This window comes from Mycobacterium sp. NPDC003449 (genome assembly GCF_053588415.1).
The window spans coordinates 1-24,582 of the sequence record NZ_JBSFPX010000037.1; the positions used below are offsets into that span (position 1 = coordinate 1).

Here is a 24,582-nt window from a genome sequence, read left to right on the forward strand (position 1 = left end):
TGGGACGAGGTGCTCATCAGGACCTGGGTCGATGGGCGGCTGGTGCAGGCCGAGCCGGTGTCCGCGGCCCATGTCGGCCCCGAAGACCTGGTCTGCTGGGCATCGCAGCAGTTCACGCTGCACCCCGGCGACATCTTCCTGTTGGGGACCCCGGACTATCGCAAGCCCGGCGGCGAAGCCGCCGCGGTGTTGCGGCCCGCGGGCACGGCGCGGGTGGAGATCGCCGGGATCGGGGAGTTGGTCACGCCTGTGATCTGACGTCCGACCCACGGGCACCGGTGCGCGACGCTAGGACCGCCAGGAGTCGAGCACGGTCTCGATGGCGTCGTACACGCGATCCCGCGCCGCCTCGCGGTCGGTGCCCGACATCAGCAATTCGTCATAGTCGGTGTCCTCGTGACGTACCGAGGCCGCGACGGCCAGGCGCACCGCATTCGGATCGAGCGCACGTCCGGCTGCGCTGCGTCCGACCCGGCCGCTGCTCCGGGTCGCCGCGTGGCGGGCGATCGCCTCGGCTCGATCGGTGGGGCAGCGCGGGAACTGGGAGCGGATCGCCTCGGCGAATTCCGCCTGGAAACGAATGTCGTCGTCGGCGCGCCGCGCCTGGTCGCGTTCCCGGCGGCGGGCGCGGACTTCGGCGTCGGACAGGCATTCTTGTTCGGCACGACCGATGGCCTCGGGTTCGGCCAGAATCCCTTGACGTTCATAGCGTTTGCGTGAGCGATTCCACCTCACCACGACCGCGGACAGCGTGCTGGCCTTCTTGGCTCGCCGCGTCAGCGCGGCGTCACCCGCGGGCAGGAACTCCAGATGGCCGAAGTCGGCGCAGTCCAGACACAGCGGGCCCGCATCCTCCATGGACAGGATGTCACCGGTCCCGCCGCAGGATGCGCAGGTCCAGTCCTTGGTCGCGATGATCACCACAAGATCCGGCGGTTTACTCTGCCGTTCGATCGAATGCCTATCGAGATCCCTTGACACCCAATGCGTTCGGTACACCTGCTCGATCTGGTCGTTCCCGTCGATGGTGAACCGCAGCCGACGACGGTCCCGGGTCTGGCTGACGTAGTCGGTCTCGGAGGTGTCCAGGCCGCGGCTGCGCGCCCACCGTTGAAACGCATCCAACGCCGCCGTGACCTTGTTGGGGTTGGTGGCGATGACGTCTTCCAGCGTGTCGAGGCGGCCGTAGCGCCACTGGTGCAGGTGGGACGGTGCGAGCCAGCCCAAGCCGAGCAGGATATCGATCGCGCTCACGTACCGCTGCGCGTCGAGGGCGGATTCGGCGGCCTGCTCGACGCGTTGTTCGAGTTTCGACTGGGCCATATCGGAACAGGTTAACCCGGTGTCTGCGGGTCAGGCCGAGGTGTCGACCCATGTCGCGCGCGGCCGCCTGTGGCGAGTGTGCGGCTTCTCGAGGTGTAGCCGGCGCGTCGAAGCCGGGTATCCAAGTTGGTACCTGTTATGGTACCTAATCCGGTATCGTGGTGACATGCCCTCGCTGAATATCGACTTTGACGACGCGGAGATGGAGCAGATCCGTGCGGCCGCCCAGGCCGACGACCTGTCACTGAAGAAGTTTGCGCGCGCGGCTGTGCTGGAGCGTGCCAGCATGCACAAGCGCAGGGTCGCCGAGGCGGCGCGTGTCGTCGCCGAACGTTCGGCTGAGCTCAACCGGCGTCTGGCGTGACCGACTACCTCGATCGCGAGGATGTCCTCATAGCGGGGTCGATTGCGTTTGGCGGTGAGCTGACGGTGCGTGACTACGGCTTGCTTGACGCCGCGGTGGCTCGACCACAGGCGACCGTGTTCGGTGTCGACGCATATCCGGAACTGTGGGATAAGGCCGCTGCGCTGTTGCAGTCGCTGGCACGCAATCCTGCATTGGTCGATGGAAACAAGCGCACCGCCTGGGCGGCGGCGTGGACGTTCCTGCACATCAACGGGATTGAGCTGGCCGTCGACTTTGATGTCGATCGGGCGGAGGATCTGATGAACGACGCGGCGACCCAGGACCGCGACGTCGCCGATATCGCGGCCTCGCTCGCCGGGTTCGCGGCGCGATAGGTAGCGGCGCCGGGCGCCTCAGTAGATTTCGCGATAGAGCTCCACGATCTCGTCGTGGGTGGGGATCCGTGGGTTGTTGTTCGGTGACCCGGAGGCCAGTGCCTGCGCCGCCATGGTGTCCAGACGCGACTCCCAGTCCCCCTTGTCGATACCGTAGGCCCGTGGGGTGGGCACCTCGACATCGACGCAGAGCTGTTCGAGCTCGGACACCAAAGCGCTTGCCGCCCGGCGATCCTCGGTGGATTCGGCGACGATGCCCATGGCCCGCGCGCAGTCGGCGTAGCGGTCGACTGCGGAGTCGATCGAGAACTTGGTGACCGCGGGCAGCAGCATGGCGTTGGACAGCCCGTGCGCGACGTGGAAATGACCGCCGATCGGGCGGCTCATCCCGTGCACCAGTGCGACGCTGGAGTTCGAGAACGCCATACCCGCCTGGGTGGAGGCCAGCATCATGGCCTCGCGCGCCTCGCGGTCGGCGCCGTCGGTGTAGGCCCGGCGGACGTGCCTGGAGATGGACTTCATCGCCGCCAGTGCGAGTGCATCGGTGAATGGGCTGGCCCGTCGGCTGACATAGGCCTCGATGGCGTGGGTGAGCGCGTCCACGCCCGTATCGGCGGTGAGGCGGGCCGGCATCGACACGGTCAGTTCGAAGTCGACGACGATGGCGACCGGCAGGAAGGACAAGCCGGGGCACAACATCTTCTCGTCGGTCTCGCCGTCGGTGATGACGGTGAACTGGGTTGCCTCCGAACCGCTTCCGGCCGTCGTCGGGACCGCCACGATCGGCAGCGCCGGGCCCGCGTAGCTGCTGGGTGCCTTGTACGACGCGATGTCACCGCCGTTGGCCGACAACACCGCGAATGCCTTGGCGGTGTCCATCGGGCTGCCTCCTCCGAAACCGATGATTCCGTCGGCGTCGTGGGACCTGGCGAGGGCCAGCCCGTCCGCCAGGGAGGTCACCGTGGGATCGGGCACGGTGCCGGAGAAAACGGCGACATCGGCCCCCGCGGCCTGCAGGTTCTTCACGAGCCGTTCGGCCTGACCCGTCTCGGTGAGGTAGCGGTCGGTGACCAGCAGCGGTCGGTGGATGCCGAGTTGAGCGACCACGGTGCCCAGGTCGTCGAGCGACCCGGCGCCGAACTTGGCGACCCGGGGGAGCGCGATGTCGACAGTCATGAGTCCGTCCTCACTTGTTGTGTGGCTGAGTGGCGTTGGCCGTGCACTCATGCTTGTTTCTCATTCGTGCACGAGTCAACGGCCAATGGTGCACATGCGCGTGCACAATTGCACGTGTAGCTTGATGGGCATGTTCAGCGCCGACAACCTGCGGTTTTTCCTCGAAGTCGCCCGCACGGGCCGGCTCAACGAGGCCGCCCGCAACCTGGGGGTGGACCATACTACGGTCGGGCGGAGAATTGCCGCGCTTGAAAAGTCCTTCGGCGAACGGCTTTTCGACCGCTTGCCGGGAGGATGGAATCTCACGGAGGCCGGCGCGGATCTGCTGCCGCGTGCGGAGTCGGTGGAATCGGCCGTGGTCGCCGCATACGACGCGCGAACATCCGCGGCCGGGCCACTCACCGGCACGGTGCGGTTGGCGACTCCGGACGGGTTCGGCGCCTTCGTCGTGGCACCGCGACTGGTCGAGTTGCGGCGGACGCATCCCCATCTGGATGTCGAGCTCGCCACCGCCACGGAACGCGGTTCGCTGTCCGCCCGGCAGTTCGACATCGCGGTGACCCTCGAAGAGCCCCCGCCCCGCGCAGTCCACGTGCACCACCTGGCCGGCTACGACCTGCGTCTGTACGCCGCGCCGCAGTACCTGGACGCGGCGCCGCCGATAACGGAATTGACCGACCTGACCAACCACACGCTGATCTGGTACATCGACGCGCTGCTCGACGTGGCACCGTTGCGGATCCTCGAATACCTGCCGCACAAGCAGCGAGTGGCGATCCAGACCAACAACATCACCGGCCACTGGACCGCGGCCCGCAGCGGGCTCGGCGTCGCACCACTCCCGGAATATGTCGGCGGCCCGGACACGTCGCTGAACCCGGTTCTGCCGCAGTCATTTTCGGTGCGGCGCAACTACTGGCTGGTCATCCCGCGTGAATTGCAGCAGCTCGGCCGGGTACGGGCGGTCGCACAGTTTCTGCGCTCGGCGGTGGCGGCCAACCCATACCTGACCCAGGCCGACTAGCGACAGCTCACACGGCGGGATGCCGCTTGTTCCACGGTGTCACGGCCTGGAAGGCGCCGACCACGTCGACGAGCCGGCGCTCGTCGAAGGCGCTGCCGACCATCTGCAGGCCGACCGGGAACGGGTGGCCGGCTTCTGTCGTGGTGAAGCCGCCGGGGAAGGTGATGGTCGGCAGCTGTGAGAGGGTGAACGGCACCGTGAACCGGTGCACGCCCGCAGTGGTCTCCTCGTCCATCCGGATCATCTTCTCGACCGGTGGGGCGATGAACGGCAGCGCCGGGATCAACACCGAATCCACCTGCGCCAGTGCCGTCTCCATCTCGCCTTTGAAGACCACCCGGCGCTGGAGCAGGACGTCGTAATCGATGCCGGACATCGAGATTCCGAGTTCGATGAGCTCGCTCAGCGCGGGCCCGTAGCTGTCCTTGTGCTCCGGGTAGAGCCCACGGTGCGCGCGTGCGGTCTGCACGGCGCACACCCCGAACCAGTCGGTGATGGCCTCGGTCGGATCGGGCAAGGTGACCGGTACCAGATCGGCGCCAAGGTCGCGCAGCGTCTGCTCGGCCTCCCGGTGGGCCTTCTCGACGTCGGCGCTCACATCGCGGTAGCTCCATTCCGGGTCGATACCGATCCGCACCCCGGTCAGCGAGGCCGGCGCCTCGGTGTCGAACCGCGGGACGGGCCGCAACGACGCGGTCGGGTCGCGGGGATCGGCTCCGGCGATGGCACCCAGCACCAGGCCGGCGTCGCGAGCCGAACGGCAGATCGGGCCCACGTGGTCGAGCGTCGCCGCGAGTTCGACGACGCCCGCCCGGCTGGACCGGCCCCAGGTCGGCTTCAGGCCGGTCGCACCATTGGAGGCCGACGGCATCCGGATCGACCCGCCGGTGTCGGATCCGAGCGCGCCGAAACACAGTCCCGCGACGGGCGCGACGCCGCTGCCACTGGATGACACGCCGACCCAACGACTCGAATCCCACGGGTTCAGCGGGGCCTTGAACGGGGGCGTGTGCTCGGTGTACACCCCCTCGGTGGTGTGTACCTTGCCGACGATGACGGCGCCGGCCTGCTCGAGTCGCTCGACCACCGTCGCGGTGGTCTCGGCTACCTGCCCCGCGCGGATGGCCATGCCTGCCTCGGTGCGCCACCCGGCCTTATCGTAGATGTCCTTGATGGCCAACGGAATCCCGTCGAGGGGGCCGCGGGCAGTGCCGGTTTTGCGCCGTTCGTCGGATTGCGCGGCCTGGGCCATGGCTTCATCCGCCGCCACGAACGCATACGCCCCGATCCGCTGGTCCACCGAGGCGATCCGGTCGAGCGTCAGTTCGGTCAGCTGGCGCGAGGTGACATCCCCGCCGGCCAGCAGCTCCACCAGTTCGCAGATCTCCCGGTAGTGCAGCCCGGCTGCCGAATCGTTGTCCGTCATAGCGTCAATCTCCCTGTACCTGAATCTTTTTCGCTGTCACTCGATGGCCTCTGCGACCGGGTGCCGCCCGTCGGGCAGTTCATCCTCGGAGGCGGGCCCTGGCGCACCATACTGCGAGCCTCTGGAGAGAACCGTGAGCGGGATGTACACGATCGGCCCCACCAGCATGGCCGCGAACGAGGCGAAGTGCAGCGGATAGGCGCCGAACACCCCGAGCGCACCCACGGCCAGGCCCGCGGCCAGCGCCGCCATCCCACACATGTTCCAATCCTTGACCCGGCTCTCGCGGAACTCGATCTGGCTGCTCGGGGCGAGTTTGAACAGTTTGCGGCAGACGAAGTAATCGCTGAGCAGGATGAAGATCCAGGTGTTCGTCATGATGCCGGTGACGGCGAGGAACTTGTCGGTGTACTGCAGCACGTTGATCGGATAGAGCACCACACCCAGCCCGACCAGGAGCACCATCCACCATTGACGGCCAATCCGTTTCGGGGAGAGCACATCCCAGGCGTTGGACAGGGCCAGTGAACCCGAGTACAGGTTCATCACGTTGATCCGCACCTGGGTCAGGATCGCGAATATCACGCCGAGGACGCCCATCACGACCGCGAAGATCAAACCGGGATCCGTGGCGGAGAGCTCCTGTTCGGCGCGGCTGCCGTCGAAATGCGAGATCATCGTGAAGCCGAGGAACACGCCGAGCACCATGACGACGGCGATCATCAGCAACTCGACCAGCATCACGCCCGCGGTCCCCGCATAGGACACCGTCCGCTTCACGAACCGGCCGTAGTCGGTGGCGATCAGCGCCTGGAACACCACCTGCCCATTGGCCAGGCTCAGCGCCTGCCACATCGCCGTCGCCGTGACGCCGTCCTCAACTGCCCATTCCCCGGGCCCGACCAGTACATAGCCGTTGGCGAGCATGACCATGCCGACCACGAAGAGGATCAGGAAGATCGGCATGCCGAAACGCTGCAAGATGTTCATCGAGTGCATACCGCGCCAGGAGTAGTACAGCGCGATGAGCGCGACGATGCCGAACACCACACTGGCGCCCGCCGAATTGATGGGTATCCCTACGATTTCGCTGAGCCCGTGCGAGACGATGCTGCCTTCGAAGATGAAATAGAAGACGTAGTTCACCGCGTAGACGAAGGACGCGACCGCCGAACCCCGCGCGCCGAAACCGAGCCCGCGGGACAGCAGCGGCAACGACAGGCCCTCCTGGCTGGCGATCCTCATCACCAGGGCGCCGACGATGGTGGCGCCGATGACCATGTAGGCGATCGGTATGAGCAGCGTCGGCCACCCGACCAGAAAGCCCATCTGGCCGCCGAGGGCGAACCAGAACATCGCGGTGACATTGCCGGTGAGGACCAGCAGGATGGCCGGCCGGCGCCAGCGCTGACTGTCCGGGACGCGCGTCGTCGCGTAGCTCTCGATCTGATCGTCGAGGCTGGTGGCAGGCCCCTGAAAATAACCGCTGAAGCTCAACGCATGATCCTTATCTCGCGACTGATGGCCGATCCGGTGTGCCCAACATCTCAACCCGCGTATGGGGGTTAGTCAACGGACAGTGCTGCACATGGAAGTGCATAGATGCACGTCGATGCGCGATGCGCTTACTCGTTTATGCACGGCAAGGCATTTCGGGCCAGGCCGGTGTCAGCCCTCGGCGGCCGCCACCAGCGAGCGCAGCGTGATGTCTGGGTTGTCGCGCTGGAAGCCCTCCAGCCGCCACGGTGTGGAGAACAGCACCAGCATGACCCCGTCGGTGCGGGTCAGCACCTCGGCCGAGACCTGCCGGTTGACGAACTCGGCGTCCTCGGGGTCGACGATCCGCGCGACCTGGTACGGCAGCGATTCCAGCGTGATCGGTGCGCTCAGTTCGGCGGCCATCCGATGGGTGGCCACCTCGAACTGCATCGGGCCGACGGCGGCGAACACCGGGGCCTGCTCTCCGCGCTTGTCCGAGCGCAGCACCTGCACGACGCCTTCCTGCTCCAGTTGCTCGATACCGCGCCGGAACTGCTTGTGCTTGCTGGGGTCGGCGTTGCGGGCGATCGCGAAATGCTCGGGGGAGAAGCTCGGGATCGGCGGATAGTGCACGGGCGCATCGCGATACAGCGTGTCGCCGGGGCGCAGCGCGGCGGCGTTGGCCAGCCCGATCACATCCCCCGGCCAGGCGTCGTCGAGTGTGGAGCGCTGCTGGCCGAACACGGACTGCGCGTACTTGGTGACGAACGGCTTGCCGGTGGCGGCGTGGGTGAGGACCTCACCACGCTCGAACGTCCCGGAATACACCCTGGCGTAGGCGATGCGGTCGCGGTGCGCGGAGTCCATCCCGGCCTGCACCTTGAAAACGAAAGCGCTGAACGGGGATTCGACCGCCCGGCGGGTCCCGTCGACATCCACCGCGCCGGCCGGCGGCGGCGCCAGCTCGACGAGCACATCGAGCAGCTGGTTCACCCCGAAGTTCAACGCCGCCGAGGTGAACAGTGTGGGCGAGGCCTCCCCGGACAGGAACGCGTCACGGTCGTAGTCGGCACCGTCGACCGACAGCAGCTCGGACTCCTCGACCGCGGTATCCCAGTCCACGCCCGCGGCGTCGTGCGCCTCGGCGGCGGCGATGTGTTCCTCGGGCGCCGCGGTGGCACCGCCGGCGGTGCGGGTGAACCGGATGAACTGTCCGCCGCGGCGGTCCAGCACGCCCTTGAAGTCCCCGGCGATGCCGACCGGCCAGGTCAAGGGGGTGGGCCGCAGCCCGATCCGCTGCTGGATCTCGTCCACCAGCTCCAAGGCGTGCCGGCCGGGGCGGTCCCACTTGTTGATCACCGTGATGATCGGGATCCCCCGGTGCTTGCACACCTGGAACAGCTTGAGAGTCTGGGGCTCAAGGCCTTTCGCCGCGTCGATGAGCATCACCGCGGAGTCGACGGCGGTCAGCACCCGGTAGGTGTCCTCGGAGAAATCGGCGTGGCCGGGGGTGTCGAGCAGATTGATGACGCAGTCGCGGTAGGGGAACTGCAGCGCGGTCGAGGTGATCGAGATGCCGCGGGCCTTCTCCATCTCCATCCAGTCCGACACCGTGGAGCGTCGCCCGGCCTTGCCGTGGATGGCGCCCGCCTCGGTGATCACCCGGGCGTGCAGAGCCAGCGCCTCGGTCAGCGTCGACTTGCCGGCGTCGGGGTGGCTGATGACGGCGAAGGTGCGGCGGCGGCCCGCTTCGGTGATGATGCGGCGAGATGGCGGGGTGCCCGTGATGTTAACGGCGTTGTCGGTCATATCGACTGGCCATGGTATTGGCGAACCGGGCCGAATCGGTAATCGGCCGGATTCAGCGCCGCGCGCTCCATGCGCGCAGTTCCTCGGCGATGGGAGCCACCTCCGATTCGGCTCCCGTGGCGACTCGGATGACGAAAAAGAAGCGATCGTCTTCCGGGGCGTTGATCCGCTGCCCGTTGATGGCCAGAAAGGTCAGGCAGGCCGCCCAGGCGAGCCGTTTGTTCCCGTCAACCAGGGCATGGTTGCGCGCCAGCGACTGCATCAGCGCGGCGGCCTTGAGATGGAGATCGGGGTAGGCGTCGGCACCGAACACCGAGGCGGATGGCCGCGCCAACGCCGACTCGAGCAGGCCGTAGTCCCGCACCGACACCTGCCGTCCGACGGCATGACGGGCGATCTCCAGCAGGTCTTCGAGATCGAGGTACTCGATCATGCGTCTTTGAGGCGCTCCAGAACCCCGGCCTCCTCGGCGACGACGCGCCGCACCGCCGCGTCGACCTTGGCCTTGTGGGCGCGGCGGGCGATGTACTCGTCGATCGCAGACAGCGCGACCGCCTGCATCGACCGACCCTCGGCGATGGCCTGCCGGCGCAACGCTTCGGTCTGCTCGTCACTGGTGCGCAGCGTCATACCCATCACGTAATGATACCGCCGTGATACCACCCGTCCATTGCTCCAGGGCCGCGTCCCACCCGTGTTGGTCCGCCGACCTGCCGGTCCAGGCCACATAGCCGTCGGGCCGGACCAGCATCGCGGGGCCGTCGTCGGTGCGTTCGGACTGCAGCCCGGCGAACTCCGCCGGCCGCGCGCCGCGCTCGCGGATCAACACGAATCCCGGCCTCCGCTGCAGCGCGGAGAGCGAGCCGTCGGCCAGCGGGATCCGGGCGGCCCGGGTGCCCACAGGTCCGCCGGTGCCGTACCGCAGCCCCGTTCCGGAGAAGCTGCCCGCGACGGCGTCGCGCACCCGGGGTATCCGAAGCAGCCGCGGCGCAACGAGATCGCGGATCCACCGGGCCGCCCGCGGGCGCAGCGTGACGCCGCGGGCCATCAGGCCGGACTGCCGCAACACCCGCCTGCCGATCGGATGCCGCTCGGCCTGGTAGGTGTCGAGCACCGTATCGGGAGCGCCGCCCAGTACCGCGTCGAGTTTCCAGGCCAGGTTCGCCGCGTCCTGGATCCCGGTGTTCATGCCCTGCCCGCCCATCGGCGAGTGCACATGCGCGGCGTCGCCGGCCAGCAACACCCGGCCATGCCGGTAGTCGGCGACCTGCCGTTCGTCGCAGTGGAATCGGGAATGCCAGCCGATCTCGGCCACCCCGAGGTCGGCGTTCATCGCCCGGCCGAGGACGTCGATGATCTCGGCCGCCTCGACCGGCTCGCTGTCGGGCACCTGATGGTGCCGGTCCCACACCATCGTGCGGAACCAGGCGCCGTCGTCATCCGACCGGCCGTAGGGGGCCAGGAACGCGAACACGTCGCGGGTGGAGCCGAGTGTCAGCCCGCCACCGGTCGGCCCGCACGTGAGCTTCACATCGGCCAGCACGATCGAGGACAGGATCGTTCTGCCCGGGAAGTCCGCGCCGACTAATCCGCGGACCGTGCTGTGCGCGCCGTCGGCACCGATCACGTAGCGGGCCCGATACCGCGTCGGGCCACCGCCCTCGCCTGGCCGGGCCGTCACCGTCGCACCGTCGGCGTCCTGATCGAGCGCGACGACCTCGACCCCGCGCCGCACCTGGGCGCCCTGCCCGACGGCGTAGCGGCCCAGCGCCTGATCCACATTGGGCTGCGGCGTGATCATCGCGAACGGATAGTCCGAGTCCAGCTGGGTCAGGTCGATGCGGGCCCCGCCGAAGACGGTGATCCCCGGCGTCTTGTGGGCCGATGCCAGCAGCTCCGCGGCCAGGCCGCGGGCGTCGAGCAGCTCCAAGGTGCGGGCCATGGTGGCGAACGCACGGCTCGACGGGTTGATCGCGGGCCGGCGTTCCAGCACCACGACGCGACGGCCGGCCCGGGCCAGGTCGCCGGCCGCGGTCAGCCCGGTCGGCCCGGCCCCTACGACGAGGACGTCGACGGTGTTCATCGGGCCGCCGCCGCGGTCGGGTACCAGCGCCCGATGTCGTCGGGGGTGGCGACGGCGGCGCGGTTGAACACGAAACGGCAGCCCGGCTGAGTTGTGTGCGCGGTGTTGACGATCGCCTCGAACAGCAGGGTGTTGGCGGCCACCAGCCGCACGCCCGCGCCGATCAGCACGGCGTCGTAGCGGCCGGCCTCCAGCCACTGCCGGGCTTTGGCCGCGCCCGGCTCGCCGAACTCGATCAGACAGTTGTCGACGCGGTACCCGGCCGCTCGCAGCCCGGCCAGATTGTCGTCGTTGGCGGCCCGCAGCCCTTCCCGCGTCAGGCCGGGAAACTGGGCGAAGTCCGGGGAATCGAAGTCGATGACATCGGGATCCAGGCCGATCTGGATGGCGGTGACGGTCATGGTCGGTCCCTCCGCACTCGGCATTCAACGGTTGTTGAACACCAAGCTAGACCGCCGGATTGTGCGTGTCAACAGTTGTTGAATACCCTGGTGGGCATGGCGGCGAAGGGCGATGCGGACGTGACCCGATCGGCGATCCTTGGCGCGGCCCAGGCGCAGTTCGGTGAACGGGGATTCGAACGCACCACGATCAGGTCCGTCGCCACAGCGGCCGGCGTCGACCCGGCACTGGTCATGCATTACTTCGGCAACAAGGCCGGACTGTTCGGCGCCGCCTCGCGCCTCGACATCACCTTCCCCGACCTGGCGGGGGTGGCGCCCCAGGACGTCGCGGCGGTCGTACTGCCGATGTTCGTGACGGTCTGGGCGCCCGAGGGATCGTTCTTGCCGCTGCTGCGGGCGGCCGCCACCAACCGTGCCGCGGCCGACGCGCTGCTCGCGGTCTTCGCCGAACAGGTGGCGCCGGCCCTGGCCGCGGTGGTGCCTGACAGACCGGCCGAACGCGCGGCGCTCGTCGGTGCGCAATTACTCGGTGTCGCGGTGTCGCGCTACATCCTGGCCATGCCGCCACTGGTCGCGATGGACGACGAGGCGCTCATCTCCTGGCTGAGCCCGGTGCTCGCGCACTACCTCACCCACCCCACACCCGCATGCGACACACTGGTCTCACCGGGGGAGGTGTCCGCGGTGCAGCAACCAGACGCGGAACAGGAAACGACATGACTCAGCCGCCGCAGTGGCCCGGCCAGTGGGGCCCGCAGCCACCGCAACAACAACCGCCGCCAGGGTCCTGGGGTCCGCCGCAACAGCCCTATCCGCCGTACCCGGGTCATCTGCCGCCACCACTGCCACCGCAGAAGAGCCGGGCCTGGATATGGGGCGTGATCGCCGCGGTGTGCGTGGTCGGCCTGGTCGCCGTTGGTGTGCTCGCGCTCGTGCTGGTGCACAGCGGCGCGCTCAACGTCACGCTGGGCGGACAACTGTCGGAGGGGCAGTGCGTGACATCGGACGATTACAGCGCGGGCAAACTGCAGTCGAGCGACTGCTCCGACCTCGACGCCGTCTACGAGTTCGCCGGCAAGACCGACGAGGGCAGGTGTCCGGACGGCAAACCCGCCGCAGAGGGCAGCTACTTCGTCTTCGTCCCGACCGACGGCGGCGACCAGTGGTGTTTCGCGATGAACCTCAGCGAAGGCGAGTGCTACCTGCTCGACCTCGACGAGAGCACCATGACCCATGTGGCCTGTGCCCAGGCGAACTCGAGGGCGGGCGGGCCGGTGCGTGCGCTGCATGTCACCGACCGGATCGACGACGGCACCGACACCTCGCAGTGCGGGCCGGTCACGTTGTCCTACAGCCAACCGGAGCGGGCGTACTGCTTCGAAGCGATCGACGGCAACTGATCGCGCCCCGGTCGCGGCGGGCTGGACAGAACAACCAAAACAGTTGCCGTATCGCGGTAATGGGCTGATCCGGGGCTGACGGCCGGGTCTGTGCGCCGCCGGCGCCGACGGCGGAATGTGACTGTTGACACATCGACGGTGTGCCGCATACTCTCCGACAGGTATCTAAAACGATATGTCTTAACAAATGTGAACCTGCAGGCGAGGACACCAGGTGAACCCACAAGCAACGGCGCCCGCTCGTGACGAAGGCGCCACGGCAGCCCGCCCGGCGGAGCCTGCCGAGCGGCAACGCCCGGTCAACGGCGGTCGCGGGCTGCGCTACCGGATCCGGATCGCCGTGCGACGTCCGACCACCGCGATCGGACTGCTGACCCTGGTGCTCTTCGGCTATCTGATCGCGGTGCCGATCGTCACGATGCTGATGCAAGCCGTCACGGTCAGCCCCAAAGACTCGCTCGTCGTGCAGCGACCGGCCGGCTCGGTGACGTCGTACTACCTCTGGCGGGTGTTTCTCTCGCCGGTGTCGGCCGATCTGTTCTGGCGGCCGCTGGTGCACACCCTGGTGGTCAGCGCCTGTTCGGTGGTGTTCTCCCTGATCCTCGGCGGCGTCCTGGCGTGGCTGCTCACCCGGACGGACCTGTTCGGCCGCCGCTGGTTCAGTACCGCGCTGATCGTCCCGTACATGCTGCCCACGTGGGCGTTCGCACTGGCCTGGACCACGATCTTCAAGAACCGCATCGCCGGTGGGCAGCCCGGCTGGCTGGAATCGATCGGGTTGACCCCGCCCGACTGGCTCGCCTACGGCGGCGTGCCGATCACGATCATCTTCACGCTGTACTTCTCCCCGTTCGTCATCCTGCTGCTCGGCAACGCCCTCACCCGATTCGACGCGCAGCTCGAAGACTCGGCCCGGATGCTCGGCGCGCGGTACTTCACGGTGCTGCGGACCGTGGTGGTGCCGCTCATGCGGCCCGCCCTGATCTCGGCCACCACGCTGATCCTGGCCAAGGTGCTCGGTGAATTCGGGGTGACCTACATCCTCGGTCTGCCAACGGATTACAACGTGCTGGCCACCTCGCTGTATCGCAACATCACCACCAGGGAGAACGGCGCGGCGGCGGTGATCGCGGCGGCCATCGTCGTGATCGGGCTGCTCTCGCTGTGGGTGGACGTGCACTTCCTCAAAGAGGCGCGGCGCTTCGTCACCATCGGTGGCAAAGGCTCGATGGACCGGACCCGCCCGCTCGGCCGCTGGCGCCTGCCCGCGACCGCGCTGTGCGGGTGTGCGTTTCTGATCAGCGTCGCGGTGCCGGTCGCGGTGCTGTTGCTGTCCACCCTGATGCACCGGCCCGCCGACTTCTCCGCGGACAACTTCACCTTCGCCTACTGGTTCGGCCACGATCTCGACACCCCCGGCTTCACCGACGGCGTACTGGTGAGCGGCGCGGTGTGGTCGGCGACCTGGAACACCTTCTGGATCGTCGGGGTAGCGGCCGTGGCCGCCGGTGTGCTGGGGAACCTGGTCGGCTATGTGGTGGTCCGCTCACCCAGCCGGCTGCTCGGCACGACCCTGCGCCAACTGACCTTCCTGCCTTATCTGGTACCCGGGATCGCGTTCGCAGTCGCCTATCTGTCGTTGTTCGCCGTCCCGCGCGGCCCGATACCGGCGCTCTACGGCACCGCGACGATCCTCGTGCTGATCTACATGGCCGAGCAGATGCCGTTCGCGTCGCGGGCCGGCATCTCGTCGATGATGCAGCTGGGTCCCGACCCCGAGGAGGCAGCGCAGGTCGCCGGGGCGGGGTGGTGGCGTCGCATGGCGGGAATTGTGCTGCCAATTCAGAAGCGCGCGTTGGCAACCGGGGTGCTCATGCCGTTCATCGCCGGGGTGCGCAGCCTGAGCCTGGTGGTGATCCTCGCTGTGCCTGGCATGGATGTGCTCACCACATTCGCCATCAAGCTCGTCGAATACGGCTACACGCAGGCAGCCAACGGTGTCGTGCTGATCGTCTCGGCCGTCGCGTTCGGCGGCACCTACGCCATACAGAAGACCATGAAGACCGACCTCGGTCGGGGACTAGGTGGATGACCGATGCCCACAATTCAGCTCAGCCGGATCAGCAAGCGCTACCGGGGCAGCGAGGCGAGTGCCGTCGACGACCTCGACCTGACCGTCGACGACGGTGACTTCATGTGCATGCTCGGACCGTCCGGCTGCGGCAAGACAACCACCCTGCGGATGATCGCCGGCCTGGAACAGCCCACGGCAGGGTCGATTTCGGTCGACGAGCAGGTGCTGGACTCCGTCGAACGCGGACTGTTCGTACCGCCGGAACGTCGCGAGATGGGTCTGGTTTTCCAGAGCTACGCGCTGTGGCCGCACATGACGATCCGTAAGAACACCGAATACGGGCTGCGGTTGCGCAAGGTCGCGCGCGCCGAGCGGCAACGGCGGGCCGACGAGGTGATGACCGTGATGGGGATCGACCGCTACGCCGACCGCTACCCGTCGCAGTTGTCCGGCGGGCAGCAACAGCGGGTCGCGCTGGCCCGGATGCTCGCGGTGAACCCGCGCGTCATGCTCCTGGACGAGCCGCTGTCGAACCTCGACTCGCGGCTGCGCCTGGAGATGCGGGCCGAGCTCAAACGCATTCACCAGGACTTCGGATCAACCCTGGTGTTCGTCACCCATGACCAGTGGGAGGCGATGACGCTGGCGACGCGCATCGCGGTCCTGTTCGAGGGCCGTCTCCAACAGATCGGGACGCCGACCGAGATCTACGATCGGCCGCGAAACCGGTTCGTCGCGGAATTCCTCGGCAATCCGCCGATCAACACCATCGAGCTCGGCGGGGCTGCCGAGCCGGCCCCGCACATCGCCGCGGCTCATGCGTTCGCGCTCGCCCGCGCGACCGGATCGGCCCGACCCGGCTCGCTGGGGTTCCGCCCGGAATCTGTGCGCATCGAACGGAGCGGCCGGGACACCACCGGCGCTGGACTGTGCCTGGACGGCAGGGTGTTCGCCGTCCTGCCGACGGGTGGCAGCTGGACGATGGAGATCGTCTGCGACGACCGTCATCTGTTCGCGACCACCTCGGTCCCGCCAGAGATCGCGCCGGGTGACGAGGTGCGGATGCGGGTGGCCGCACACGACGTCCACGTCTTCGATACCGAAGGCGACCGTGTCGATGCCGGCTGAAGCGACGACACCGCGGTTGCTGGCACTCGATCTGGGCGGTGTCATCGTGGAGACAGGTCCGGCCGACGGCTGGGCCCGAGCGTTCGCCCAGCGGTTGCTCGACGAGGTCGACGAAGCCGACCTCCCCGACATCGACTGGCTGGCAGCCGAACTGATCGAAGGCCGAGCCCGCCACAGTGCGTGGAAAGACGCGGACCGCGACGGTGCCGAACTGGACGACCGGCGACTGTGGGCCATGCTCACCCGGCCCGATTGGGGGCAGGCCCTGCTGGAGCACATCGCGGGTGACCGGGCCCGGCTGAGCGCCATGCTGTGTCTCGGTTGGGAGACGCGGATCGTGCGGCCAGGAGTGGGCCGGCTGCTCGACGAGTGCGACCGCGCGGGTATCGCCGTGTGCGTGGTGAGCAACACGATCTCCGGCTCGGCCTATCGAACCGTGCTGGCCGACAACGGGTTCGACGGGCGGTTTGCCGGCCTGGCCTTCAGCGACGAGGTCGGTGTCCGCAAGCCCGATCCGCGCCTGCTGTTGCACGGCATCGAGCAGGCCGGCGCCGATCCGGCGACCACGTGGTACGTCGGGGACACCTACCGCCGGGACGTCGCCTGTGGCCGACGCGCGGGGGTGGCCGCGACGATTCTGATGCGGTCGAGCCGCACCGAGTCGCGCCCCCGCCACGGGCCCGACCCCGATGCCGTCGTCGCCGGTCCCGCAGACCTGCTGGACCGAATCACCACCGGGCTGCCAGACCGTGCCCGCACCTGAACCGAAGAGGATCACTCCCATGTCCGACCTGTCCACCCGTTGCTCGGCCACCGCGCGACGCGCTGCGTTGGCGGTCGGACCCATGCTGCGCACCGGATTCCGCAACGAGATGAACATCGACCTGAAGGCCGACATCCACGACATCGTCACCACCTACGACCGCGCCGCCGAACAGCGGATCCGCGAGATCATCCAGGAGGACTTCCCGGGCTCGACGATCGTCGGGGAAGAGGACGGCGTCCACGGCGATCAGAGCCCGACGTGGTACGTCGACCCCATCGACGGCACCTCGAACTTCGCCCGCGGTATCGCATTCTGGTGCGTCTCGATCGCGGCCGCGGTCGACGACGACGTGATCGCGGGTGTGATCTACGACCCCGTGCAGCGCAACCTCTTCACCGCCGACGACACCGGCGCCCGGTTGGACGGCAAACCCATCCGGTCACGCGGATTCACCGCATCCGGTCAGGCCACCGTGCTGGCCCACTACCCGATGCCCGCCGACCTCCTCGTCGACGAGGAACGCAGCCTCCGCCGGTACGGCGCGATCGTGAAGGACTTCTCGGCCGTCCGCAATACCAGCAGCGGCGCGTTGTGCCTGGCCCACGTGGCCGCGGGCTGGGCCGACGCCACATTCAACTTCGGGACCAACCCCTGGGACGTCGCCGCCGGCAGCTTCCTGCTCAAGCTGGCCGGCGGCAGCTACCGCGCCTACCGCAACGGCAACGAACAACCCGCACGCGGTGATTTCCTGGCCCCCGACTATTACGCCCACGTCACCGATGCCGATTTCCCGTTGATCGAACGCACCATGCTCGAGGGATCCCGGCTGCGTTCAGCCTGATCCGACCCAACCGCGACCCCAGGAGGGCACATGCACATGATCAGATCCGAGCTCAGCCGTGCCGTCGTCACGGGCGCCGCCCTGGTTCTCGCGCTGGCCGGGTGCGCCCCGCCCAGCCAGACCGCCGCGGACGATGCGTCGGCCCCGTTGGCACAGGCGACTTTTCAACCGGACGAGGCCCAGGAGGGTTTCGATCTGGACAAGCTGATCGCTGCGGCCCGCACCGAGCCCCCGATCACGGTCTACGACCAGACCGGAAAGGTGGTCGACACCGCGAAGGCGTTCGCCGAGAAGTACGGGCTGCAGGCCACCGGGGTCAAGGTCGAGCTCGGCGCCATCGACAAAGTGTTGCGAGAAGATCAGTCGGGCAACGTCATCGGGGACGTGATCGTCAATGAGGATCTGCCGACGTTCGCCGTCGAACTGTTGCAACAGGGAGTCCTCGTCAATTGGGTGCCGGGGGATATGAAGGACTCGATCAAACCCGAGGACCAGTATCCACTGACCGTGCACTACGGGCCGATGGGCTGGGTGTACAACAATCAGAGCTACCCCAGCTGTCCGGTGTCCAATATCTGGCAGCTCACCGACAAGGACTTCACCGGACGCGTCGCGATCGCCGACCCGCTCAGCAACCCGAAATACCCGTACTGGTTCAACTCGATGGCGCTAAACGACGATGCGGCGTTGCGGACGGCCTACAAAGACCTGTACGGCACCGATCTCACGACCGATCAGCCCGACGCCGCGCACGAGTGGCTCAAACGCTTCGCACAGAACCAGCCGAAGCTGACCCAGACCGACGAAGAGGTATCGGAGGCAGTGGGCGCGCCGGGACAGACCGAGCCGAGCTTCGGGCCGATCTCGATGGCGAAGTTCCGCAACGTCGCGCAGAAGGGCTACCACCTGGCCCTGTGCGACGGCATGAAACCATGGGCCTTGCAGGCATTTCCGTCCGCGATCGCCTATGCGGCCAAGACCGAGAGCCCCAACGCTGCCAAGCTGTTCATTCACTACATGCTGACCCAGGAGGGGTTTGCCCTCCAGCTCGCCGACGGTAAGCCCTCGACCAACTCGAAAGTTCCCGCGCCCGACGACCCGTCGAACGTCAAGGACTTCCTCGGACAGATGGCACCGCTGCGCAACGACGATCTGGTCAGCGACTATCGCACCAAATCCGACTGGGACGACTTCTGGCGCAGTTCGCATCGCTGAACCGAACCGTTACCCTGCGACCATCCGTCGGACGAGGAGGTGAGGTTGATCGACGAGCGCGTCGACTTCGCCCAATGCTTCAGACCGGTCGCCGCGGCTTCTGGGATTCCACTGTATTCACAGATCGTCCAGCAGGTCGAGGACGCGTTACGGCGGAGAGTCATCCGGCCGGGTCAGTTTCTGCCACCCGAACCCGAGCTGTGCGCGGGGTTCGATGTGGCCCGGACCACGCTGCGTCGGGCGGCCGGCCAGCTGATCGACCGGGGCGTCCTGCGGCGCGTCCCGGGAGTGGGCACCCAGATCAGCCAGGCGCCGTCGATCGACTACTCGTCATTGACCAGTCCCAGCCTGTACTCGGACCTCAAATCCGCGCACCGCGATCCCGCGACGCGAGTCATTTCCATGTGGCCGGTCACCGCCGACGGCGCGTTGTCCCGGCGCACCGGCTTCCCGGTCGGCACGGAGTTGGTTGCCATCGACAGGCTCCGCCTCGCCGCCTCGACACCGATCGCGGTGCTCGGCAACCACCTGCCCGCGCCGCTCGCCGACTTCGAATCGCAGCGACTTGTCGACAACAGTCTCGACGCCGTGCTCCGCGGCCGGGGACACCACACCCGGCGGATCGAATACGAAGTCAGTGCGTGGCAGGCGACCGCGCACGAGGCTCGACTGCTCGACATCGCGGAGGGAACCCCACTGCTGCGTGAGCAGCGGTGGGCGTACGACGCCGGCGGCACCTATATGAACTTCTCCGAGAACTACTACCACCCGACGCACTTTCATATGCGCGGAGTGCTGCTCGAGGATCCGCCGGGGGACGAGCCGAACCGCGCGGAGGCCGCGGACCAGAGACGCCGGTCATAGCAACGACACGGTTACGACTCGCCCACGGCCCAGGAGCCGTCGCATCGCACCTGACCGGGCCCGGTTACCATTGGTGCACCCGATCGGTCCGCCGATCGATACGGCCCTCGCCGAACCACATTGGAGCGCAGTTTGACGTCTGTTCGCCGTGCCTGTCTCGCGGTCGCACTCGCGGTGCTGGCCGTATCGGGTGGTGTCGTCGTCACGGCCCTGCCCGGCTGTGATGAGCACTGCCAGACGGTGGCCGCGCCGCCGCAGGGCGCCCCGCAGCCCTCGCCGACCGAACCGGCCCGGATCACCATTACCCCCGGGCCCGACGCCGACGACATCGACCCGCTGGCCCGGGTCATGGTGACCGCCGCGACCGGCACCGTCGCCCACGTCAAGATGGTCAACGACGCGGGCAAGGACATCCCCGGCGTCCTCACCCCCGACGCGAAGACCTGGAAGCCGACGACGACGCTGGGCTACGGCCGTACGTACACGATGACGGTCGACGGCCTCGGCCCCGGCGGCATGCCGACCCGTCAGACCTCGACCTTCAGCACACTGACGCCCAGCTACCAGGCCAGGGTCTACCTCAACGGCACCTCCTACGCGCCGCTGCGGGACGGTGCGACCTACGGCGTCGGCATGGTCGTGGTGGCCCGTTTCGACGAACCGATCACCGACAAGGCCACCGCCGAGCGCCGCATGCGGGTGAGCACCGAGCCCAAGACGGTCGGCTCGTGGAACTGGATCGACGATCAGACCGCCCACTGGCGCCCGGAGAAGTACTACGCCCCGGGCACCAAGGTCACCGTCGACGCGGCCCTGTACGGAGCCAAGCTCGGCGACGGCCTGTACGGCGCGCAGGACGAGAAGGTGTCGTTCAAGATCGGTAACTCGCACGTTTCGATCGCCGACGACAGGACCAAACAGGTCAGCGTCTTCGACAACGGCAAGCTGGTGCGCACCATGCCGACCTCGATGGGCATGGGTGGCACCGAGACGGTGGGCGGCACCACGATGAGCTTCTGGACGCCGCGCGGCATCTACACCGTGATGGACAAGGCCAACCCGGTGATCATGGACTCCTCGACCTACGGCCTGCCGGTCAACTCGCGGCTGGGCTATAAGACGACGATCCCGTGGGCCACCCGCATCAGCATCGACGGCATCTATCTGCACCAGCTCAACGCGACGGTGTGGGCTCAGGGCAAAGAGAACACCAGCCACGGCTGCCTGAACCTCAACGGCGAGAACGCCAAGTGGTTCTTCGACTTCTCGGTGCCCGGTGACATCGTCGAGATCCGCAACACCGGCGGTGACCCGCTCAAACCCGATAACAACGGCGACTGGACCGTCCCGTGGGCGCAGTGGCGCAAAGGCAGCGCGCTGAGCAACGGGTGACCTGCCGCCGCCCGCAGCGGGGGCTACGCGGCCGGGAACAGCTCGGGTAGCAGCCGATGCGCGTCCGTGCGGGCCGGTTCGACCGCCTGCACCGGCGCCGAGGACGCCGGCCAACGCAACCGGACGCCGACGTCGGCCCAGCCGCCGACCGTCGCCAGGAACTTGTCCAGGGCCGGGTTGGAGAGCCCACGGTCCTGCAACGGGGCGATGTGCCGCCCGAACAGCTCACCGATGCGCCGTTCGACGTCGGCGGCGGCCGCGGGATCACTGGTCATCAGGCGGTACCAGCCGACGGCTCCGCGCGGCGACATGGCCGCCACGTTCGAATAGCTGCCGTGCGCGCCCCTTGCCAGGCCGGAGGCGAGCAGATGGCCCGGCACGAAGACCGACAGCTTGGGTACCGCGGCGGCCATGGCCGCGTACCAGGCGTCGTCACCCCCGGCCATCTTCACCCCGATGAGCTGGGGGACCTCGGCGGCCGCCCGGGCCAGCAGATCCGGCGGCACCGGCGTCTTGGCGTGCGGCGGGTTGTAGAGCACCAACGGCACCCCGCCGGCGGTGTCGGCCGCACCGGTCAGGAACCGCACCACTTCGTCGTCGTTCAACGGCACCCAGTCGGGCAGGATCACCTGGATCGCGCCCGGCCCCAGATCTGCCGCCCGCCGGATCCGGCCCAGCGTCACCGGTGTAGCCGGATGCGAGGCCCCGATCTGGTACGGCAGGCCCGCCGCCTCGCACCGCTGCGCGAGAAGCGTGTTCACGCGGTCGAATTCGTCCTCGTCGATGGCATGGAACTCGCCCGCGGTGCCGTGCGCGTAGATGCCGTCCAGGCCGGCGTCGACCAGCACGTCGATCTGGTCGGCCAGCCGGCCCCAGGCGATGCTGTCGTCGTCGGTGATGGGGAGCAACAACGTCCCCCACACCCCTCGGACCTGATCGGCGGTCAATGGCGTCATCGGAGCACCCTAACGTCCGCCGGATCCTGTCGAACGGTGGCTGACATGCGTGGGGCGTCGGCGAACGCGTGGTCGTAGTGCCCGGCTGTTAGCGACTTTTTAGCGACAATCGCCTCGTGGGCCTCTGGAATCTCATTGGTCCCAGATTGGGTAGTCACTTCCGACTCATACGATGATTGAAGTCCCGTGGGTCCCACCAGTCCAGCGCCCGATTGTCAGCGACTCTGTCGCGCATAGCCGGGCAACCCGAAATCTGTTGCTCGCGAGTTCGGTGAGGTTCGAGCGACGTGAGTATTGATTGCATGCGTGACGAACGTGGCTCATGGTGCGTGAGTGGCGATTGTCGCTGAAAAGTCGCTAACAGCCGGGCAACTCGAGTGGCGCGTCCGAAACTGGTACCGAAGTGACCGGTGTGACGAGTGACGACCTACTCCCGCCAGACCCGTTCGAACGGGAGCCGCCACGCGTTCGGCGCGATCAGCTGGTGAATCGCGTTCGGCCCCCAGGTGCCCTGCGGGTACATCTTCACCACCGGCGGGTCCAGCAGCAGCGGCGCCGAGCGCTCCCACAGCGATTCGATGCCCTCGGCCGTGGTGAACAGCGTGTGGTCGCCGCGCATCGCGTCCAGGATCAACCGCTCGTAGGCCTCGAGCACATCGGCCACCGCCGCGGTCTCCTCGGTGGAGAACTGCATGGACAGCTTCTGCAGCCGCATGCCCGGTCCTGGCCGCTTGCCGTAGAACGACAACGACACCTTCGACTCGTCGGCCAGATCGAAGGTCAGGTGGTCGGGCCCCTGCGACCCGACGCCGGATCCGGCCGGGAACATCGACCGCGGCGCCTCCTTGAACGCGATCGAGATGATGCGTTGCCCCTGGGCCATCTTCTTACCGGTGCGCAGGTAGATCGGCACGCCGGCCCACCGCCAGTTGTCGATCCCGACCTTGAGTGCGATGAACGTCTCGGTCTCCGATTCCGCGCCCACACCCTGCTCGTCGCGGTAGCCCTGATACTGCCCGCGCACCACGTCGGCGGTGTTGATCGGCAGCATCGAGCGGAAGACCTTGTTCTTCTCCTCGCTGATGGCCCGGGGTTCGAGCGCGGTCGGCGGTTCCATCACGACGAACGCCATCACCTGGAACAGATGGGTGACCACCATGTCCTTGAATGCGCCGGTGCTTTCGTAGAAGTTGGCCCGCTGATCCAGGCCGAGCGTCTCGGGGATGTCGATCTGGATGTGGTCGATGAAATTGCGATTCCAGATCGGCTCGAACAGTCCGTTGGCGAACCGGAAGGCCAGGATGTTCTGCGCCGCCTCCTTGCCGAGGAAGTGGTCGATGCGGAAGATCTGCGATTCCTTGAACGTCTTGTGCACGAACGCATTCAGGGTGACCGCACTGGCCAGGTCGGTGCCGAACGGCTTCTCCATCACGACCTTGGACCGCTTTACCAGGTCGGCATCCTTGAGCATGGTGATGACGGACTGGGCGGCCTTGGGCGGCACCGAAAGATAGTGCAGCCGACGGGTGTCGGGGCCGAGTTCGGTTTCGGCGGCGGCGACGGCCTTGGCGAGCGCATCGGGTCCGGCGCCCTGCGGCACGTACTGAACCTTGGCGGCGAACTCATCCCACTGTTCGTCGGTGGGTTTGCGGCTGGCGAACTGGTCGATGGCCTCTTTGGCGTGTTTGAGGAACTGCTCGTCGGTGTAGTCCTCGAGCGAGGTGGCGACTACCCGGATATCGGGGCTGAACGTCGACTGCTCCAGGTACGCGAGCCCGGGCAGCAGCTTGCGCTTCGCCAGATCGCCGGTCGCGCCGAACAGCACGATGACGTGCGGGGGTAATTCCTCGTCTTCGTGTCGCATCGGGCGGGCACCGGGGGCTGGATACGCGATGGACTGAGCTTTATCGGGAGCCACGTCCCAAATCCTGTCATCCGCCCGTGCACTGGTGGCATCGGTTGGGTTAACTCCCCGGCGTCCCACCGACCCCCGGTGGCTTTTGCCCCGGTCAAATCGAGACCTGTTCTTGCTGTGACTCAGCACACGTCACATCTAGAATTGTGATGACAGTCACAGAAAGGGGCGGGCGATGCTCGGAGTAATTGCCACGGTGCTCCTGGTGCTATTCGGGATCGCGGCGATAACCGGTGTCGTGGTCGCCGCAACCATGGGTCTGCCGACGCTCGCGCTGGCGATCGGCCTGATCTCGGGCGCGTACTTCGCCGGCCGGATCGCCTGAAGGTCGACGACCGGGCGCGGGAACAGCGACGATGATCGCTGCGGCGATCATCGCGATCAGCTGCTGATTCCCTGGCCGGCGGTGCTGTGCCCGCGAATTCTGTCCCGATCGGGTTGCGGAGGCTATCTAGCAAGCTGAGCTATACATTTCGGCGCGAAATTGTTAACACGACCAACCCGTCGAAGTGCGTGTGATCCGGCTAACGTCAGAGGTACATTGTGACCGCAGCCATAGAAAGGGT

25 protein-coding genes are annotated in these 24,582 nt (G+C 67.3%); 14 read left to right on the top strand and 11 right to left on the bottom strand.

The window, feature by feature from the left end; genetic code table 11:
* Nucleotides 1–258 (top strand): fumarylacetoacetate hydrolase family protein (locus ACWDTP_RS12565; protein WP_450020046.1); only part of this gene is annotated, 258 nt, incomplete at its 5' end.
* A gap of 30 nt (nt 259–288) precedes the next feature.
* Here the strand turns inward: ACWDTP_RS12565 and ACWDTP_RS12570 are convergent.
* Complete coding sequence (locus ACWDTP_RS12570; protein ID WP_450020048.1) at nt 289–1,323, bottom strand: DUF2293 domain-containing protein; 1,035 nt, start codon at nt 1,321–1,323, stop codon at nt 289–291.
* A gap of 166 nt (nt 1,324–1,489) precedes the next feature.
* Between ACWDTP_RS12570 and ACWDTP_RS12575 the strand changes: the two genes are divergently transcribed.
* Together ACWDTP_RS12575 and ACWDTP_RS12580 are read left to right on the top strand one after the other, a co-directional pair.
* The gene (locus ACWDTP_RS12575; RefSeq protein WP_450020050.1) at nt 1,490–1,687 is read left to right on the top strand and encodes an antitoxin Phd; all 198 of its coding nucleotides are present in this window, start codon (nt 1,490–1,492) and stop codon (nt 1,685–1,687) included.
* Nucleotides 1,684–2,064 carry a type II toxin-antitoxin system death-on-curing family toxin gene (locus ACWDTP_RS12580; protein ID WP_450020052.1) on the top strand — a complete coding sequence of 127 codons (381 nt, stop codon included), beginning with the start codon at nt 1,684–1,686 and terminating at the stop codon, nt 2,062–2,064. The genes ACWDTP_RS12575 and ACWDTP_RS12580 overlap by 4 nt, the downstream gene beginning before the upstream one ends.
* An 18-nt stretch (nt 2,065–2,082) precedes the next feature.
* Here ACWDTP_RS12580 and ACWDTP_RS12585 read toward each other — a convergent pair whose 3' ends face one another.
* Nucleotides 2,083–3,240, bottom strand: coding sequence for an iron-containing alcohol dehydrogenase (locus ACWDTP_RS12585; protein WP_450020054.1), 1,158 nt, complete (start codon nt 3,238–3,240; stop codon nt 2,083–2,085).
* A 130-nt stretch (nt 3,241–3,370) separates the two neighbouring features.
* Here ACWDTP_RS12585 and ACWDTP_RS12590 point away from each other — a divergent pair, with 130 nt between their 5' ends.
* Nucleotides 3,371–4,264, top strand: a complete 894-nt coding sequence (locus ACWDTP_RS12590) for a LysR family transcriptional regulator (RefSeq protein WP_450020056.1) — start codon at nt 3,371–3,373, stop codon at nt 4,262–4,264.
* Between the two features lie 7 nt (nt 4,265–4,271).
* On the opposite strand, the gene ACWDTP_RS12595 is transcribed toward ACWDTP_RS12590, so the two are convergent.
* The 7 genes from ACWDTP_RS12595 to ACWDTP_RS12625 form a co-directional block, all read right to left on the bottom strand.
* A complete protein-coding gene (locus ACWDTP_RS12595; RefSeq protein ID WP_450020058.1) occupies nt 4,272–5,690 on the bottom strand; it encodes an amidase in 1,419 nt (472 codons plus the stop codon).
* A gap of 36 nt (nt 5,691–5,726) precedes the next feature.
* Nucleotides 5,727–7,187, bottom strand: a complete 1,461-nt coding sequence (locus tag ACWDTP_RS12600; protein ID WP_450020060.1) for a purine-cytosine permease family protein — start codon at nt 7,185–7,187, stop codon at nt 5,727–5,729.
* 171 nt (nt 7,188–7,358) lie between these two features.
* Nucleotides 7,359–8,978: a peptide chain release factor 3 gene (locus ACWDTP_RS12605; RefSeq protein WP_450020062.1), complete on the bottom strand. Its 1,620-nt coding sequence runs from the start codon at nt 8,976–8,978 to the stop codon at nt 7,359–7,361.
* A gap of 52 nt (nt 8,979–9,030) precedes the next feature.
* Complete coding sequence (locus ACWDTP_RS12610; protein WP_450020064.1) at nt 9,031–9,411, bottom strand: type II toxin-antitoxin system death-on-curing family toxin; 381 nt, start codon at nt 9,409–9,411, stop codon at nt 9,031–9,033.
* Nucleotides 9,408–9,614 carry a CopG family transcriptional regulator gene (locus tag ACWDTP_RS12615; protein ID WP_450020066.1) on the bottom strand — a complete coding sequence of 69 codons (207 nt, stop codon included), beginning with the start codon at nt 9,612–9,614 and terminating at the stop codon, nt 9,408–9,410. Before ACWDTP_RS12615 ends, ACWDTP_RS12610 begins: the two co-directional genes overlap by 4 nt.
* Nucleotides 9,589–11,061 (bottom strand): FAD-dependent oxidoreductase, encoded by a 1,473-nt coding sequence (locus ACWDTP_RS12620; protein ID WP_450020068.1) that lies wholly within the window; start codon nt 11,059–11,061, stop codon nt 9,589–9,591. Before ACWDTP_RS12620 ends, ACWDTP_RS12615 begins: the two co-directional genes overlap by 26 nt.
* Entirely contained in the window at nt 11,058–11,462 is a 405-nt protein-coding gene (locus ACWDTP_RS12625; protein ID WP_450020070.1) for a hypothetical protein, read from the bottom strand. The genes ACWDTP_RS12620 and ACWDTP_RS12625 overlap by 4 nt, the downstream gene beginning before the upstream one ends.
* A gap of 96 nt (nt 11,463–11,558) precedes the next feature.
* Here ACWDTP_RS12625 and ACWDTP_RS12630 point away from each other — a divergent pair, with 96 nt between their 5' ends.
* From ACWDTP_RS12630 to ACWDTP_RS12670, 9 genes are all read left to right on the top strand, one after another.
* Nucleotides 11,559–12,185, top strand: a complete 627-nt coding sequence (locus ACWDTP_RS12630; protein WP_450020072.1) for a TetR/AcrR family transcriptional regulator — start codon at nt 11,559–11,561, stop codon at nt 12,183–12,185.
* Nucleotides 12,182–12,865 carry a hypothetical protein gene (locus ACWDTP_RS12635; protein WP_450020074.1) on the top strand — a complete coding sequence of 228 codons (684 nt, stop codon included), beginning with the start codon at nt 12,182–12,184 and terminating at the stop codon, nt 12,863–12,865. Before ACWDTP_RS12630 ends, ACWDTP_RS12635 begins: the two co-directional genes overlap by 4 nt.
* A 214-nt stretch (nt 12,866–13,079) precedes the next feature.
* Nucleotides 13,080–14,957, top strand: a complete 1,878-nt coding sequence (locus tag ACWDTP_RS12640) for an ABC transporter permease (RefSeq protein ID WP_450020076.1) — start codon at nt 13,080–13,082, stop codon at nt 14,955–14,957.
* Nucleotides 14,958–14,960: 3 nt separating this feature from the next.
* On the top strand, nt 14,961–16,067 hold the full coding sequence (locus ACWDTP_RS12645; RefSeq protein ID WP_450020079.1) for an ABC transporter ATP-binding protein: 1,107 nt from the start codon (nt 14,961–14,963) through the stop codon (nt 16,065–16,067).
* Nucleotides 16,057–16,830 carry an HAD family hydrolase gene (locus tag ACWDTP_RS12650; protein ID WP_450020081.1) on the top strand — a complete coding sequence of 258 codons (774 nt, stop codon included), beginning with the start codon at nt 16,057–16,059 and terminating at the stop codon, nt 16,828–16,830. Before ACWDTP_RS12645 ends, ACWDTP_RS12650 begins: the two co-directional genes overlap by 11 nt.
* Nucleotides 16,831–16,849: 19 nt before the next feature.
* Nucleotides 16,850–17,674, top strand: coding sequence for an inositol monophosphatase family protein (locus ACWDTP_RS12655; protein ID WP_450020083.1), 825 nt, complete (start codon nt 16,850–16,852; stop codon nt 17,672–17,674).
* A gap of 30 nt (nt 17,675–17,704) precedes the next feature.
* Nucleotides 17,705–18,889 (top strand): substrate-binding domain-containing protein, encoded by a 1,185-nt coding sequence (locus tag ACWDTP_RS12660; protein WP_450020085.1) that lies wholly within the window; start codon nt 17,705–17,707, stop codon nt 18,887–18,889.
* Nucleotides 18,890–18,934: 45 nt separating this feature from the next.
* Entirely contained in the window at nt 18,935–19,753 is an 819-nt protein-coding gene (locus ACWDTP_RS12665) for a GntR family transcriptional regulator (RefSeq protein WP_450020087.1), read from the top strand.
* A gap of 132 nt (nt 19,754–19,885) precedes the next feature.
* Nucleotides 19,886–21,145: a L,D-transpeptidase gene (locus ACWDTP_RS12670; RefSeq protein ID WP_450020089.1), complete on the top strand. Its 1,260-nt coding sequence runs from the start codon at nt 19,886–19,888 to the stop codon at nt 21,143–21,145.
* A 23-nt stretch (nt 21,146–21,168) separates the two neighbouring features.
* Here ACWDTP_RS12670 and ACWDTP_RS12675 read toward each other — a convergent pair whose 3' ends face one another.
* The gene (locus ACWDTP_RS12675; protein WP_450020091.1) at nt 21,169–22,101 is read right to left on the bottom strand and encodes a dihydrodipicolinate synthase family protein; all 933 of its coding nucleotides are present in this window, start codon (nt 22,099–22,101) and stop codon (nt 21,169–21,171) included.
* 427 nt (nt 22,102–22,528) lie between these two features.
* Nucleotides 22,529–24,019, bottom strand: coding sequence for a glucose-6-phosphate dehydrogenase (gene zwf, locus ACWDTP_RS12680; protein WP_450020093.1), 1,491 nt, complete (start codon nt 24,017–24,019; stop codon nt 22,529–22,531).
* Between the two features lie 172 nt (nt 24,020–24,191).
* On the opposite strand from zwf, the gene ACWDTP_RS12685 reads away from it, so the two are divergent.
* A complete protein-coding gene (locus ACWDTP_RS12685) occupies nt 24,192–24,341 on the top strand; it encodes a hypothetical protein (RefSeq protein ID WP_450020095.1) in 150 nt (49 codons plus the stop codon).
* Nucleotides 24,342–24,582 lie beyond the last annotated feature (241 nt).